Consider the following 18,231-nt stretch of genomic DNA (forward strand, 5'->3'; position numbering starts at 1 on the left):
GTATCTCCCGCCCAGTCTAGTTAGAAAGCGCACGTTCAGCACGCTCTTCATCATCTAACTCAGCGTTTCGAAGAATTTCTTCAATTGAGTCATATTGATCGTCATTCGCTGGCTTAGCCTTTTCAATTTGACTCCAATCAAAACCGTCCGTTTCAGTTTCCGTCGCCCCATAGGCTTGTCCAACTCTGAATGGCCCGTGAGCCGTTACTTCTTCGCCATTTGACACATCCACTAACGCGAACCAAGTTGCATCACTTTGCGTTGTAAATTCATACGTACGCACCTGTAACGCTTGGCCCGGAAGCCCGGGAATAAGCTCATCTGAAATCAATTGCCAATCACTTTCTGTGCGAGCGTAAATCTGGAAACCCGCGTGCCCCACTTCGTTGCTAGTTTGCCAAACAAATCTCACATTGTCGCCGATGCGCGTTGCCTCAAAAGAGTTCATTGTAACTGGCGTTGTTGTGAAGTTACGTTGGTAACCAAAATCAATACCAACCACATTGACCGCTGCTCCGCTGGCACTGCCAGAATCGACATCAATCGGCGTGCCTGTTTGATCATCGCAAAGTGCCGCCGTCGGGCTATCACAAACCAAATCAGAGGCATTGCCTGAAACAGCTTCTACAGCCACCAGGTCAGGATCACCTGTTTGACCGTAGCCGTCAATACCCGTTCCATCAGGTCGTACCACCACGCGGTAATTCCCGTCTGGCAAACCAGTAAATGAATAGTCACCGTCCGCACCACTTAATACAGTTTGAATCAAATTAAAACTTCCGTCTGGCGCCTGCACATACAAATCAACCGGAACGCCAGCTACCACTGGGTCATCAATGGGTGTTGCTGACGTGTCCGGACTCGGGCCACCTGCCACACCATCTAATTCGCCTGCAGCAATACCAGTTCCAGCTGGCTCAACTAAGTCTTCGTCTTCAACAAAGATCGTGCCACTCAAGGTGTTGCTTCCCGACACTCCGAAATCCGCCGTGTAGTTAGGTACACCTGACGCCGCTTGCGTTACAACGTAGGTCCAAGGCTTAGCAAAATTGTCGCCTGCATTACCGGTGATCAATGTGCTGTCCGCGGCTTCAGAAAATCCGCCTGCGTCAGCGACTGTCACAATGTACTGACCTTCAGGAAGACTAGTACAGTAGTACTCGCCGCTTGCATCAGTGGTCACCGTTCTAATTAAATTATCTATGCCGGGTACAGGCTGCTGATCAGCTGACGCAACTGACGGATCATCAGGCGTTTCACTCGCGTCTGCATCCAACCAGCATTGAACAACGATTCCCGCTATGCCTGGCTCATTTTCATCGACGTCTCCGTCGCCATTGATATCAAAGAAGAAACGATTTCCGATTGATCTTAAGCGTGTATCAGAAACAAATCCGGCATCGCGATCAATAAGGTTACGCGTTGCCGCATTGGACGTATCAATCGTAGACGGGTTTACTATCGTCTCCGATGGATTTAACTCGCGTGTTACATTCTGATTGTCGGTAATAACAACTTGGTAATCACCGTCCGCTAACCCAGTAAACAGATAGTTGCGCTCATCACCTGTATCAGGATCTATGAACGACGGGACAGTCGTTGTGGTAGCAATCACATCGCCTGCCGCATTCACTAAGTTCAAACTAACGTCTTCGAGTTCGTTATCCACACCAGGGGTATAGTTCCCGTCTTGGTCAACATCAGCATAGATGGTTCCAGCCAAACTTCCTGCTGTATCGCTCGGAGGTTGAAAGCCGAAATCTAAGAACGAAATATTATTATCATCGTCGCTTAACAAATCGACAGGAAAATAATTAAAGTCTCCTAGCGGGAAGTTGGTAGGCTGAGTCTCACTAAGATCTAACCCAGATTGAGTATCGATGTCAGCTTGCACGTAATTGACAAGAAAACCATCTTGCAGATCCGCCCCAGTAATATCAGTCACACTCCACGATCCATCAGGATTTGTGGTCGTAGTGAAGAGTACGGTTCCTGAACCACTGGTCAGTCCATCGGTTGTTCTAACCTCTATCGTGACACCACCAATAGGTGCTTCACCGGGTTGAGCAATACCGTCTCCGTTTGCATCTACCCACACAAACCCCGATAACGCTCCAGATCCAGCTTCAGGACGATAACCGATATCAACATCAGTAACGTCTTCGCCTTCAGACACGTTCACAGGAGCCGGGTCCACTGAATTCGTTAAACCATCTGGGATGTCCTTTGGATCAGAATCAGTCACGTACTGGCCTGGAGGCAAGTCTTTGAAAGAGTAATCTCCATTAGCGTCGGTTTGAGTCGTTGCCAAATAATTTGGGTGCAACGGATCGCAGAAATCGACCACTGTCGACAACTGAGCTGAGGCAACCGCATTAAAGCTAGCTGGCGCACTCGGCAAACTGAACTCCGCCACTAGCGTTTGGCCACCGCCACGCTCAAAGAATTGAATCTCTATTGAGTGGAATCCAGCATCCAATGTCACTTGATTTGTCACCGTCACGTTGCCGTGCAACCCATCGTTATTGACAATCAATTCACCATCAATAAATAGAACGGTTCCATCATCAGAAGTGGTTCTGAAGTTATATTCACCGGTCTCAGTCAAGTTAATAAAACCCTGATAGATATAACCAAAATCCTCTACTGCACCATTGGTGTCTCCGCCGATTAAACCAATGGTTGATTGCGGCGTAGTGTCAGTCACCGTACCCAAAGTACGAATTTGATTAACTGAGCTAATCGTACCAGTCGGTGTAAATGTAAATCGCTCAAAGCTCAATACATCGTCGGTCGTCCCAGGAAATGTTGATCCCGCTGGCAATAATGGTGCCGTACACAAGTAAACATCAACGTCCGATAGCTTCAACTCGTTGCCATCTGGTACATCGTTATACGGATCATCCGACGTCTCTTCGTCTACCCATACAGTTCCAGATAGTGAGCCTGTTGTTTCTTCTCGTATGTAACCAAAGTCAACGTCGACCACGTCCGCATTCACTATCGTAGCATCCAGTACATCTAAGCCACTGGTGATATCATAGCCTCCCAATAGCGCGGCTTCGTCAGTAACCGCGACTTCGTAGTTACCCGCTGGCAGGCCACTGAACGAGTAGTCTCCCAACGTGGCGTTTGCCCTATCTGTGGTGGTTGTCGCTACCACGAGCGCAGGAATATTAAGATCATCTAAAGGCCGGTTAGCGACACTAACAGAACCATCATTATTCGTGTCAAATCGACCGTTTATGATCGTTATACCGTTAATCTCACCATCGTCCGCGCCATTGGTAGAGCCATCATCATTTAAGTCTGGTCGCCCGTTGATAATAGTCACACCAAGGTAGGTTCCATCATCAGCGCCATTTCCAACTCCATCGCCATTAACATCAAGTAAACCGTTAATAATTTCGATGGCTGGCACTCTCAACTCTAGGGAGATCTCAGGTATGCCCACTTCACCGGCGTCTTCGACTCCGTTCTTATTTGGATCTAGGAACACAGTACCTGAGATATTAAATAGCTCAGGGTTATTCACGTAGCCAAAATCATTGTTTACAGAGCTCTCACCAATCGCAAGCGATATGTCTGTTTGGTCATCGATGACCGAATCAACGTCTTCAGTTTGTGTGCCCGCAGGTGGCGTAACCACCACGCGATAATCACCCGGAACTAAGCCGTCAAATTCATAGGAACCGTCTGGCCCCGTCAGGGTAGTAGACACGGTCGTTTCAAAACTGCCATTACCGTCCGAATCCAACAAAAGTGTGACCGTTTGTTGTGGTGTGCCCGCTTCTCCTGGGTCCTGATCGCTGTTTGAATCCTCATCGTTATAGACCACGCCGGAGATCAGGCCAGGATTGTTATACCCAAAACTGTTCTGATCATCCGTTGCACCACCCGCCAAGGTCACGGTATCGGACAAAGCATTAACGGCTTCGATCGTGGTTCCATTCAAACCGTTTAGAGCGGAATTAATATCCGTCACACCGATTATATAGTTGCCATCTTCAAGCCCTGAGAAATCAACATCGCCATTGGAATCACTGACATCCGTGGCGACCACTTCTGGTTGACCATTAGCATCCACATCGGGGATGCCATTGTTATCGGAGTCGTTATACAAATTAACCGTAACGCCAGAAATCGGATTTTCCTCTGGATCAAAAATGCCATCAGCGTCTGCATCAAACCAGAAAGTGTCGCTTAATGAATTTAGATTTGCTCGATTAAAGCCAAAATCCAAATCCGTCACAGTTGGATTAGTGGGAGTTAGCGTGACAGGATTACTGAGATACCCCCCTTCAGATTGAGGACCTGAAGTAGGCGTGTATCCGGCCAGTGGGCCACCTGTATTATCGATAGTGACACTAAGGTCATCTGCAACCCCAACGTTACTCCCGTTTACCAGCGTGATATTGGTAAATAGGTAGTCCCCGTTTTGATCGGTTGTTGTTGTCGCTATGACGTTACCGTCGCCATCTCGCAAAGACATGACAACACCACTAATCCCAGCTTCACCCGGGTCTTGAACGCCATCGCCATCAGCATCCGCCCATACTCGATCACCAACGGCGCCTTCATTAGAATCATCTGGAATATAACCAAAATTGACGTTGCGACGATTCTCGCCAGCTAATAATGCGACCGCTTTAGGGTCCACACCACCGACACCCGCCGTATTACTCAAGCCGGTTGGCAGAGTTGAGTCCACAACGTTAATCGTGTAATCGCCCGCTGTCAGATTTGGAAACAAATAGTTACCGCTTTCATCGGTCACGGTCGTGGCAATCACCGCACCAAGGTTGTTCAAAAGTTGAACAGAAACGCCAGTAATACCAGTTTCCTCTGTATCGAGTATGCCATCAAGATCTTCATCGAACCAAACTCGACCAGCGATACTGCCTACGTTGGTGTCTACGAAATTATTGTCGGCGTCGACTTCACCAGCCCCTACGGTCACTGGCAATATATTGTCCAGATTACCCAACGGCGCAGCGCTATTGGCTACATCTCCACCCACATCGGGCGTAATGTCACCGTCGCTCACCGAGCTTAAGCCTGCCGGATCAATCTCAAGAACAACGTAATCGTCTTCAGGCACACCGACGCTAGCGTCGGTAGTGATGAATTCATAGTTACCATTTGAATCAGTTGTCGCCGTGCCTAGTAATGCACCGTCACTCGGATCGCCATCACCGTTAGGGTCGGAATACAGCTGAACAATAACGCCAGCGAGATTGGTGTCGCCAGCGCCATTACCTGTCGTGTCTTCAGAGACATTACCGGATATTTTATTAGGTTGGTAACCGAAGTCTTGATCAAGATTTGACGCCGCAGGAGCCAACGTAATTACAGAGCTATTGTCAGCTCCGCCGTCTGGATCAGCGGTAGGAACTGTGCTTATTCTGGTAGTCGGTAACGTATTACCATTCGGATCCACCGTGATGGTGTAATCCCCGCCCGGCGCTGTATCAAATGAATAAATTCCGCTGGCATCGGTGGTATCAAACTCAGTGCTGCCATCGGGCAAGTCCAATCGAACCAACACACCAGCTATACCAGAGTCTGCACCGTTGAAAACGCCATCACCATCAATATCATAATAGATAAGATCTCCTAGAGTGCCAGGCACGGTATAACCGAAGTCTTGATCTAAATTAGCCAACGCATTTGGCAAAGTAAGCTGAGAAACGTTCGAAACTCCGCCGTCAGGATCCGCTGAGTTAGCCTGCCCAGCAGGAGGATTCAAAATTTCAATCGTATAGTCTTCAGTACCATTGGTCAGCGGCAAGGGATCGTCAGCTGGATCTGCCGTCAACTTATCCGCCGTCAGATTGTCTCCAAACAGGTAATTGCCGTTCGCATCCGTAGTTTCGATTCGACATGTTGCGGGGGTCACATCATTATCATCAAGATCACCACAAATCTGCACATTAATTCCTGGAATTCCTGCTTCTCCAGGATCCTGAACGCCATTCGCATTAGTATCTGAAAATACCGTATCCCCAATAGCCGAAGAGGTAGTACAGTCGTAGCGAAAGTTCATGTCATCAATCGCGCCGCTGGCGGCGAATTGATATTCAATTCGATTGAACGAATTCATGACCACGCTGCCAAAGGTAGCCAACTCTTGAGCAGTGATCGTATTATTGATCACACACACTTCCTCGTCCGCGAGCAAAGGACAATCAGCCACTGTTTGTTCAAAGGCAGCAATACCAGAGCCAGCCACAATTTGGTCATGCCTGACCGACACTGAAGCGCCGGTTGCCGTATTAATGAAAGTAAGTGTCGCGGCAGGCCCTTCAAAATCCACCAAAGTAGCACTGAATTCAGTAATTGGCGTTTCAAAGTCAAACGTAATCAAGCCACCAACGACGTCATCGGGAATAAACCCGCCCTCGCCTATTCCGCCCAAGTTTCCGCCTTCTTGAACAATTAGCGCGTTACCGGTATTCGAAATCTCTAAATCAGGGTCGTTACCGCCGGTACCGGCATTGGTGTTGTACACAACAGCCACGTTTTCACCACCGGTCGCCGAGATGGCAAAACCTTGACCGCCAGCGAGCGGAGAATTTGTATTATCTGCGCCGCCTGTGGAATATTCACTATTAAATATGGTCGTCGAATTGGCGGACGCCAGCGTATATTCATCGAACGTAATAGTGCCGACGGGACACAACCCTATGCTGTAACCAAAATCTTGATCCAAGTCATTGCCCGCAGCCGTAATAGTGACGGATGACTGACTATCACACGTGCTACATTGGCCCGACTCTTCAGGGTCAACTGTTTGCACAGCGCCAGTAGGGGCAGCCACAGAAACCGTGTAGCTACCTGCCGGCAATTGATCAAAAAGATAGTTACCGTTAGCGTCTGTGGTGGTGGTAATCGCCACACCTGCGCCATTACCTAAGTCAACTCCACCTGGGGGCGTCAGAGTAACAACCACAGCAGGAACACCAGAATCTACACCTACATCATAGACGCCGATTGTGCCGGAACCTGTATTGTCAAAAAAGATAAGATCGCCGATCGAACCCAATTGGGTGTAACCATCATTTCCAGCAAATTCATTGTTGCCACTGATTGCGGTAACGGTACTCGGGTCCGTACCTTCTGTTTGCGTGACATTAAGAGGAAATTGAGGGTCCGTATTATCAACGTTAACCGTTGTTAAGCCAGGAGGCACTTGAGCAACGTAGTTACCATCAGTGTCGGTTGCCACAACTTGTTGATTACCATTGACGTCGGTAATAATGACATCAATATTAACTAAATCAGGCTCACCGACATCCTGATCACCATCACCATTGGTATCAAAGTAAAGATGACCATTGATAAGTGCTGGGGTGAAATACCCAAAGTCCTGATCAAGGTTACCGCCAGCGGCAGTCAAGGTAAGTTGACTAAAGTTTGGCAAGCCATTATCTGGGTCAGCACTATTGGTCAGGCCCGCAGGCGGTGTTAACACAGTGACTGTGTATACCTCACCAGATCCTGTGGCGGGCAATCCGGAATCAGCTGCGTTCGGAGAGCCATCAGGGTTCAGACCATCACCGAACAAATAGTTACCGCTGGCATTAGTGGTTTCGGTGCGACACGTATTCACTGTCGCATTGTTATCGTCTAAATCACCACAAATTTGAACGTCGATGTTTTGAAGCGGCGTGTCACCCGCATCAAATATCCCGTTGCCGTTCGCATCGGTAAAAATCAGGTCACCAACCAGGCCACTGGGCACGGTATTTGTGTAACCAAAATCTTGATCGTTATCCGTTTCTCCGCCAACCAGATCTTCCACAGATTGATTGTCGTTGCCGCCATCTGGGTCCTCTGTCTGGGTAGAACCAGTGGGTTGTTGCACGGTAACCGTGTAAGTACCGTCCGGCAAACCAACAAACGAATATTGTCCACTGGCGTCAGTAATCGTATCAATCGGCACGCCTGAGCCTAACCCTAAGTCCACACCAGCAGGAGGAGTCAAGGTCACCGTTAGATTAGGAATACCTGGGTCCGTTCCGTCTTGAACGCCCACCACGCCATCTTGTTCTTGATAGACCGTGTCACCGATTGAGTTACCTTGATAAAACCCGTCATCACCGGCGTCAACAGTAATACCTGCGACAGCGATGACTGGGTTGGGATCTACACCATCAGTTTGAATAAAATCAGTGGGGTAGTCTGGGTCAGTTTCGTCAAGCTTAACAATCGTTGATCCCGGCGGAACCTCCGAAATGTAGTCGCCATTCGCATCGGTGGTAACCACATGCAAATTGCCTAAAGAATCGGTAATTTCAACGTCTAGGTTCGGAATGTTTGGCTCACCTACATCCTGCACACCATTACCGTTCACATCAAAATACACATGCCCAGTAACTTGAGCTGGAATGAAATAGCCGTAATCTTGTTCAAGATTACCGCCAAAGCCACCAGAAGACGTCAGTTCGAATTCGTTGGTATTATTTGCGTCACCGGATGGGTCATCCGTGTTTGTTGCACCAGCAGGAGGGTTCAATACTGTGGTGCTGTAAAATCCATCCGCTTGTCCAGTAAACAGGTAAAAACCAGAGGCATCCGTGGTTAGCGTGGAACACGTTACCGCTCGGCCGGAGATTGCGATGTTATCCAGAATCAGGGCCTCTACTTCAGGACCAGTAATGTTATTTCCATTGACTTGGAGTCTAATTCGGACGTTGCTGGCACCCTGACTGTCAAACGTAAAGGCTACCGGCGTGAACGCCGTGCTCAAATTAGCGGCCTCTATCGTGCCTATTGATGTGAACCCTCCACCACTGATGGATATTTGCACATCAAGTTGGTCGTCACCTAACTCATAGGTAACACCGGCGTTTGCACGAATAATGAGTGTGGCGGTCAATTGATCGTCGAAAGAAGAAGGGTCAAATTGGCGGGTAATGCTTGGACCTGCGCCATTGACGTTCCCTCGAATCGTCGCTGCATCAGCAAAAATATTTAAGTTAAAACCGTCGACACCGCCAAAACCATGCCCACCATCAACTGCGGTGCCGGGGTTATTGTCGTCATTCAGCTCAATCCAATTCCCAGACCATTGCGCCGCATTAATACTGTAAGAAGCAACATTAAAATTATCGGTCGCGAAATCGGTAAATGCGCCAAGCGTACACAGCTCCACATCAATGCCAGGAATCCCGGTTTCACCGGGCTCCTGGATTCCATTACCGTTGACATCATTGTAAATAAAATCACCGATTTGACCTGCAGGCACATTATTAACGTACCCAAAATCTTGATCCAATCGACCAATTGCATCCACGATCGTTGGACTTGATGTGTCATCGAGAACAACCGGGTCACCGTTAGAGGCATCTGGATCAAAGGTTTGAACCCAGCCTGAAGGCGGTATCACTTCGACCGTGTAGTCGCCGCTGATCAAACTTGGAAAAAGGTAGCTTCCATTAAAATCAGTCGTGGTTGTAATCGGCTGGCCCGGCCCGGCTCCTAAATTAACCCCCGATGATGGCGTCAAGATAACGGTAACGCCTTGAATGCCATTTTCGCCTGGATCGCGAACGCCATTGCTATTTGTGTCTTCAAAGACAGTGTCCCCAAGAAACGCCACATCCGCACTGACCGACCGTACAGTCGTCCCTAAATCGACCGCTGGAATGCCTCGAGCAGCCGTGTCTGGAGCCTGCCCCCAAGCGGCCGCTAGAATCGCATCACTGCCATCACAGACAAACGCCAACATACCACTTTGGTCCCCATCTAAGTGGGCCGGGGTGGCATTGGGCGTATCTCTACCACCATCGTAGAGGCGAGCGCTATCTAGACGGTCGAGCAAAAATGTATAATCGTACTGATTTCCGGTATTTGGGTCAGTATTGGGACCACCATCACCTGACACATCCACACATATTTGATACTGCGTATCGGTCGGATCTTTAAGGTTATCCGCCACGAGCCACACTGGAGAACTGTTTTCACCAATACCAGCGTTAGCAGGGTATAGGTCATCGCGGGAGGGGTCATCCCCTTCCGCGTAGCCAACTTGAACAATGTTACCCATCAAACGCTGTGACGTCGAGGCATGCCCCCAATCGTGCACAATTGACTCAGCGCCACCGACCACATCAGTCACGGTTAAAGCGCCAAATGAGTTAACTGAACTGTCGGTATAAAAGCGGGCTCCAGAATCAACGGGCATTTCTTGAGCCACAACACCGCGCCCAGGAACAATAATCGGCGTTTGAACGCCGGCAGTTGTTTCCCAGTTAATAGAAATAGGTGAGGTTGCAGGGTTATATAAATAAATCTTTGTGGCGTCAGCTGCTCGAGTGGAAACGGGTTCGTAATAGTTATTACCCAACAGCGCATCCGGGAACAGAGTAAACCATCGAGCCGCATAGTTACTACACTCTTCACCCGAAATGATATTTGTCTGAACAATATCCGACGTTACAACTCTCGCACCTTGAGAAAGACCGCCCGTCGTTTGTCCTCCGGAATTGTTACGACCAAAAACCTCAACGGTTTCACCACGATTAATCGTGGTATTTACGTCAATCCCAACGTCATTAAAGTCTCCGTCAGCGTTCACATCGATAGATACATCTGTACCATCGTTGGCCGCCATCAACGTGAGACCGGTCCAAGCGAATTCTCCAGCCGCCGAGTCTTCGCCAACAGGGAGGGTAAAACTCTGCCCCCATTGACTTAAAGGAAAGAGTTCGAACGCGCCCGCGAACAGGGTTCCAGGGCCATCCGCCCATTGAGCTCGGGTCACGTTAATAGTTTCGGTAGCGAAAATTCTATCGCCACCATCCAGACCGTCTTGTGTACGGGTTCCACCGCCGGTTATGGCAGCCCCATCAATTTCAACATCTCCAATCTGCGTCCCGGTATCAATACTTTCCTCAAAGACCACAACCTGACCTGATAGCAATATATCTCCGGCATTTGTGGTAACACCAGGAACCGCTCCGTTACTAATATCGCCATCACCGTATACTCGAGTCGTGACTTGAGGGGTTCCCAATCCACCAAGCGCTATGTCTTCAAGGCTACCTGGCTCATACCCATCTTCAAAATGGTCAATAACAATCAAAGTATTGTCAACGCGAACGACAAAGTCAGTAATGGTGCGCACGTCGTCAGTCGGGCTAGGGGAGCCATTATCGACGATGGGAGTGCCTGCAGGGCAAAGCGGAGTCGAGCTTATATCTCTTAAGAACGCCAGAGTGTGATCCTCTGGAAATGGAACGAAGAATTCCTCAGTCGCACTTGCTAACTGAGATGCCACCCCTAAAACCGCAGCAATTGCGACCCTTTTATATGCTTGCTTAAATAACATTATATTGCCCGAGTAACCTCTATGACACTGGCGCCAGCCAACCAAGCAGGCACCTAACAATAAGGAGACGCAGTTGTGCGTCACTATTCATTAGTTCGTGTGAAGTAATATTAAAACGGGATAGATCTACGGACCCGACAGCAATGCCAACCAGCATTGCGACAAGCAAATCTACTAAAGATGACTTTCATAAACCCTGAACGAAAACCAAAAAGACCTAACCAACCCCAAATTAAAAACAATCCCTATAAACAGAAACCCTGTACTTTTACCAACCGCTTCTGCTCACTAGTATTGTCTTCGGAAAATTATCATCAAGCGCGCTTTAGCGCACCCCGCAAATCGCAAAATTTACAAGTTGACACAATTTTCTGAAATAAAGGAAGATCATCCAACCCTGAAATGGAAGACCCCAACCACCGAACCACAAAATCAGAGGGTTTTTGTCAGTACTTTCAACCTATTAATGACAAACACCAAACATCGATCCTGAGTTTGGAGCAAAATATACCAAAATAAGCGCACCAGTTAAAGAAACTGACGCGCGCTTATCCGTAAAAAAACGCCTAAAATCAACTTATTCAGTACATTTTGTAAAGTTAAGTGCCAAGACTAGTCAATATTACGCTGTACGCAATTCAAATCCGCGAACGACTCTTCAAGCCGCGCAACAAAATATTCTTCAGCCTGGCGCAGCATCTTTCTTGGATCGTAATACTTCTTATTCGGAACATCGTCCCCTTCTGGATTACCTATTTGAGTAGCAACATAGTCCGCATTATCCTTAAAATAATCCCTCAAACCGGCGCTAAATGCCCACTGCATATCCGTATCTAAGTTCATCTTGATTACGCCATACTCAATGGATTTTCTGATGTCATCCTGAGACGAACCTGAGCCACCATGGAAAACAAAACTGACCGGTTTAGTGCCTGTTTTGCCGATCTCGTCCGCCACAAAATTTTGCGAATTTTTGAGGATTTCGACTGACAGTTTGACGTTGCCCGGCTTATAGACACCATGCACATTCCCAAATGCCGCCGCGATGGTAAAATTTGGACTTATTTTACTTAAGCGTTCGTACGCATAAAACACCTCAGATGGGTGTGTGTACAATTTACTAACGTCCACGTCTGAATTATCAACGCCGTCTTCTTCACCACCTGTGATACCCAACTCTATCTCTAAACCGACCTCGATTTTACTCAACCGAGTGAGATATTTTTCGCAAATCTCAATATTTTCTTCTAAAGTCTCCTCGGACAAGTCCAGCATGTGAGAGCTAAACAAAGGCTTACCAAAGCGTTCATAAAAACCCTCCTGGTATTCAATCAACTGATCGACCCAAGCTATGTTTTCGAGTGAACAATGATCGGTATGAAGAATCACTGACACGCCATACATTTCAGCCAACTCGTGCACATGTCTAGCGGCCGAGATACACCCCAATGCCGACGCTTGCAAGTTGTCATTCTTCAGACTCTTTCCTGCATAAAAATGGCCACCACCAAAAGACAGCTGAACGATAACCGGTGATTGGACTTTTGCAGCGGTCTCCAAAATGCCATTGACGCTTGACGTACCAACCGCATTGACACCAGGTAATGCATAACCGTTAGCTTTGGCGTCTTCGTAAACGTCTATCAATTCTTGGCCGTAAAGTACGCCCGTGCGAAATTTGCTCATGGTCTCTCCTCCATGTATGGCTTGACTAAAATCAGAATTAATTCTCACCTTGTGTTAGCGAAATACAGTTCGTGAAATGGCGTATTGCATAGCAAGATGGTCAGATGGCCGTAGTTTAAACTCATTGAGCCTTAATGTCCCGCGAATCAACCAAACTGCACTTGATAATCAATATTTTACCGAGAGAATTTGCCATAAAAACAGCAGCAAAGCGGCAATGTTAACCGAAATCAACATTGCCGCTGCTGTTTCCACCTCAGAGGAGGAGAGAGGAGGAGAGAGGAGGAAATCGTTCAACCTAACGTCAATACAATCAGTTTAGATTTTTATTCTTTCAAATTATCAATCTCAGTGACCTAGTTGAGCGCGACAGCATGGCCGCAGTCGTTTTTAAGACCCTTGGCCACATTCGGCATAACCTTAATGTCCGATACCACTACATCAAGCTCGTCATCAGAGCTAATAACAAACGCCTGAGTTAGTGCTTTTAGAGTTGCCTCATCGTTAACGAAGCACCCTAGATCAAACTTATAGTCTACGTATTCACCCACCGAAGCGGCTTTAAGCGATGCGGTAAAGTCCACTGATTTATCACAGTCTTGCGCGCAAACCATCGACAAACTCACATTTCCCTTGGGGGCTTTATCCACTCGCATTGAAAAAGACAACACCGAGCTTTGACGTAGATATTCGCTAAAATCCAGTGGATATTTTGCTGCAAGAGACACCGTGGCTGGGCGTAAACCCTTCCAAGACATTCTGCGCGCATCTTCTTGCGCTACCTTGTCTACAGACATCAGCAAAAGGTTTTCGTCGTCTGCACTGACCTTTCTGTTTCCATCCACCAAGACGGGTTCAGCGCCCTCTTCGATTAGGCGAAATTGATATTCAGACATTTCTCGTGATACGAACATCCAAGATTCTTCCAAGGAACCTGCGGTCATCCGCGCGGTGCTCTCATCCAAATTATTGGCAATTAATGCTGAGTCACCGTAAGTCAATCCATAGCCGTAAGGGAATAGCGGATCGTAACCTTCTTGCCCAACATTCAAGACAGATTGAGAAACGGATTTGGGCCAACTAAAGGATAACTTCCCTTGAAAATCATATTGAATAGAGTTGTCCTCGCTCTTCAATAAGACCTCTGCCACACCCGCTCCTTCAGAACCAGGCAACCAAGCAACGACGAAAGCGTCTGATGCATTCAACTCCTTATTCACCCAAAGCGGGCGCCCAGTAATGAATACAGACACAACGGGGATATTCTGATCCTTTAGCTTTTTAAGCAATTTGATATCCGACTTTCGCCCATACTGATATTCAATGTTAGTGATATCGCCATGCCATTCTGCATAGGGCTCCTCACCATAAACAACAACCGCAACATCCGGCGCCTTACCATCGAAATCTTGCTTAGACCACGCCCCATCTTCTTTTAACACCGCCTTTCCACCAGCGCTTTCAACCTGATCCCGAATCCCATCCCAGATGCTAGATGCGCCAGGAAAGTCTTCATTTTTATTGCCAGTTCCCTGCCAAGACAAGGTCCAGCCGCCGGCCTGCTTACCAATATTATGAGCACCATCGCCTGCCACCAAAATATTGCTTTTTGAAGACAGCGGCAAAACGGAACCATTATTCTTTAGCATCACCAACGACTTTCTTACCGCTTCGCGTGCGACCGCTCGGTGGTCCTTATGCCCCATTAGCGATACATCTCCGACATGAGGCCTATTTAAGACTGGGCCGACATCAAAGAGACCTGCGCGCAACTTAACTCGTAAAACACGCGTTACGGCGTCGTCCAAACGCGCCATGGGGATTTCACCAGAATTGACAGCGTTGATCGTGTTCTCGAGCATGGCTTTCCAATCGCTGGGCACCATAACTAGATCTAGGCCTGCGTTTATCGCCGCCGCACATTGTTTGACAGAACAACCAGGCACCTGCATGTGACCATTCCAATCACTTACCACCAAGCCATCAAAACCCATGCGGCTTTTGAGAATGTCCGTCATCAAGTATTTATGTCCGTGCAGCTTATTACCGTTCCAACTATTAAACGACGCCATGGTTGTGAGTACGTTTCCATCGAGCGCGGAGATATATCCAGCCGCATGCACGTCCACAAGCTCTTTTTCGCTGACGGCTGTGTCGCCCCTGTCCACACCTTGTGTTGTGCCACCGTCCCCCAAAAAGTGCTTGGCTGTTGCCACTACATTTTTTGGCTTATATCCAGGGGTTGAGTCGGCGCCTTGGATTCCACGCACCATTTCACTTGCGTATTCTCGTACAATTTTAGGGTCTTCCGAATACGACTCATAGGTTCTTCCCCACCGAACATCTCTCACTACCGCCACGGTGGGGCCAAATGTCCAATCGACTCCGGTAGCAACGACTTCCATTGCGGTTGCACGTCCAACTCGGAACATTAATTCGGGGTCACCAGCGGCACCTAAACCGATATTATGAGGAAACAAAGTGGCGCCATAAACATTGTTGTTACCATGGACCGCGTCTGAACCCCATATCAGTGGAATGGCTACTTTTCCATCTGATGTATCCATAGAAGCGGTGTAGAACTGCTGCGCCAAATTGGCCCAGTCTTCAACGGTAGCAAACTTGTTATTATTGGGTGAAGTGCCACCCCCATTTAGCACAGAACCGATGTGATACTTTCTAATGTCCTCAGCTGTAACGTATTTAAGTTCAGGCTGCATTATCTGCCCAACTTTTTCCTCCACTGACATTTGCGCTAACACCTGTTTTGCACGTCGCTCCACATCATCATTTCGTGGAGGGCTGGTGTCACGCTTAGGCCAAAGATGTGGCTGATATCCGGTTTCTTCTGTTGCTACCTTATCAGAAGAAGCGTTGTCAGCCTGCGTAGACTCATTCACGCTACTGGAAGTGCACGCGCCTAGAGTGGACACCAAAAATCCCGCAATGAGAGCGCTCTTCAAATGCCTATTGCCTAGCACGGATCCTTGGATAAATGCATTTGAAGTCAATAATGACTTACGACCTAAACCTTCTTTTGATGGAGAAAACATACTGATCATTCTGTTACCCGCAATACCTCTCGCAAGAAACCCTGACTGATGGGCCGCCCCTAGCAACCAGATATCGCTTTATAGCTAGTTCTAATTATTTATTGTTGTTTTTGAGCTTAGTTCAGGCTCGAAAAGCAAAAAAACAGATCATTGCCGCTTCGAGCCTGAAATGCTCATGCCTGTCACATCTGGAGTCTGACGCTTAACGCGCAACTCGCACAAAGACCGACACTAAGACGTGAATCGATGTAAATCGGTCACGACCACGCTCGATGGGAGCAAGAGATAAAATTTCGGTAACACGTTCAGACTGCAGTGAAGATTGACCTCACCTACCTGATACGGTTATTTCCTCCTCTATTTAATAAAGTTTCGCCGGCTTCTGCTTATCGCAGCAATCCCGGTTCGCCCCAACTAAGCGATGCATGAAATTCAATCAAATCGATCTTCGTCGATGTATTACTTGATTAACGCGCCGTGTGACTCTCATTTTATAAATCTCCAAGAAAACGTTCGATAGTCTCGATTACGGCGGCCATGCTGTGCATCAAAAACAGTCTTCTTTTGATACGAGTCCAACTATATGAGGGTGAGTCAACCTCGTCGTCAAACTTCACGCCCTTACGTGTATTTGAACGTTCAAATTTAAGTATTACGAAAAGTTGAACGCCGCTGAAGCTCATTCTCCGACTCCTATCGGCTATACTGAAAAAACACAAAATTTTACGACAAAAATCGTAAATTATGAGGTTAAGCTTTTGAATACTAAGACTATTTCAGAAAATAGCACGTCTCGTCTAGCCACACTTTCATGGAAAGAGCGATTGGGCTACGGGGTTGGTGACGCGGGATTTAATTTTTATTGGGCACTCATTGGTGGCTACCTAGCGGCGTTTTATACGGACACACTAGGTTTAAGTGCGGCGATGGCTGCCGGCGTCATATTTTGGGCCAAAATTGTTGATGCATTTACTGACCCTCTGATGGGCGCGATCGCAGATCGAACCAATACCCGTTGGGGAAAATTTCGCCCCTATTTAGTATGGGGCGCTATCCCAATGGGGATTTCCGCTGTCTTGGCGTTTTCAACCCCGGATCTTTCTCTGCAAGGGAAAGCTATCTGGGCCTTTGCCACCTATTGCGCGATGATGCTTTGTTACACAATTTTATCAACGCCGTATTCATCGCTCTCTGGCGTAATCACCGGTAATGTGCGGGAGCGAAATCTACTGGTTAGCGTCAGGTTCATCTTCGCGTTTCTCGCGTCGGCCTTGATCGGGAAATTTACCCCAGATTTGATCGAAGCGCTGGGCGAATCAAACCCGGAATTAGGGTGGCAAATGAGTGTCGCGCTTTACGGCACAATCGCTTCAGTGATTTTCCTGATTACATTCTTGTTCACCAAAGAACGTGTGGCCCCACCACCCACTCAGAAGACTCGCCCCACTGAAGACATCAAAGAACTACTGCAAAATCGAGCGTGGATTATTTTGTTTATTCTAGCCCTGATATTGATGATCACATTCACGTTGCGAGCTGGATCAGCCTTTTACTATTTCAAATACTACGTTGGCCAGGAAGGCCTTTTAGGAAACTATCTATTCTGGCAATCGATCGCCTATCTAACAGGCTGCTTAGCCACGCCATTCTTAATGAGCGCGTTTGACAAGAGAAAACTACTGATTGTCCTCATGAGCATCGTGGCAATCTTGTCATTCATATTCTATTTTGTGCCTAAGGACATGATTTGGGCTATGTTCACCCTAAACATACTGATTAGTTTGGCGTTAGGTCCTAAGTCTCCATTAACGTGGTCTATGTACGCAGACGCTGCCGACTATAACGAATGGCGCACCGGCAATCGTGCGACGGCCATGACCTTCTCGGCCGCCACCTTTTCTCAGAAACTTGGTAGCGCAGCAGGGTCCGCCGCGATGCTCGGGCTGCTAGGAATGTTAGGGTATCAAGCGAATCAAGCACAAACTGGTGCCTCAATGGATGGCATCAACTTTTTACAAACGGCTCTTCCCGGCATTTTTGCACTTATCGCGGTGGTGGTCGTCTCGTTTTACAACCTAAGCAATAAAAAGCTTGATCTAATTCAAACCGAATTAGCTGAAAGAGCCTCCATGGCGAACCGATAGAAGACTCTACAAC

The 18,231-nt window shown here is 47.8% G+C and carries 5 protein-coding genes; 1 reads left to right on the plus strand and 4 read right to left on the minus strand.

The features are described 5' to 3' along the window. Positions 1–16: 16 nt before the first annotated feature. The 4 genes from ABWW54_RS00625 to ABWW54_RS00640 all read right to left on the minus strand — a co-directional run bounded on the left by ABWW54_RS00625 (position 17) and on the right by ABWW54_RS00640 (position 16,757). Entirely contained in the window at positions 17–11,335 is an 11,319-nt protein-coding gene (locus ABWW54_RS00625) for an SdrD B-like domain-containing protein (RefSeq protein ID WP_353409033.1), read from the minus strand. A 612-nt stretch (positions 11,336–11,947) separates the two neighbouring features. After that, positions 11,948–13,021 (minus strand): class II fructose-bisphosphate aldolase, encoded by a 1,074-nt coding sequence (gene fbaA, locus ABWW54_RS00630; RefSeq protein WP_353409035.1) that lies wholly within the window; start codon positions 13,019–13,021, stop codon positions 11,948–11,950. A gap of 356 nt (positions 13,022–13,377) precedes the next feature. Continuing rightward, a complete protein-coding gene (locus tag ABWW54_RS00635) occupies positions 13,378–16,083 on the minus strand; it encodes a glycoside hydrolase family 3 protein (RefSeq protein ID WP_353409037.1) in 2,706 nt (901 codons plus the stop codon). 482 nt (positions 16,084–16,565) lie between these two features. Then, positions 16,566–16,757, minus strand: a complete 192-nt coding sequence (locus tag ABWW54_RS00640) for a hypothetical protein (RefSeq protein ID WP_353409039.1) — start codon at positions 16,755–16,757, stop codon at positions 16,566–16,568. Positions 16,758–16,832: 75 nt separating this feature from the next. Here ABWW54_RS00640 and ABWW54_RS00645 point away from each other — a divergent pair, with 75 nt between their 5' ends. Next, positions 16,833–18,218: an MFS transporter gene (locus tag ABWW54_RS00645; RefSeq protein ID WP_353409041.1), complete on the plus strand. Its 1,386-nt coding sequence runs from the start codon at positions 16,833–16,835 to the stop codon at positions 18,216–18,218. Positions 18,219–18,231 lie beyond the last annotated feature (13 nt).

It is taken from the genome of Arenicella sp. 4NH20-0111 (genome assembly GCF_040366405.1).
In the GTDB taxonomy this organism is placed as follows: Bacteria; Pseudomonadota; Gammaproteobacteria; order Arenicellales; family Arenicellaceae; genus Arenicella.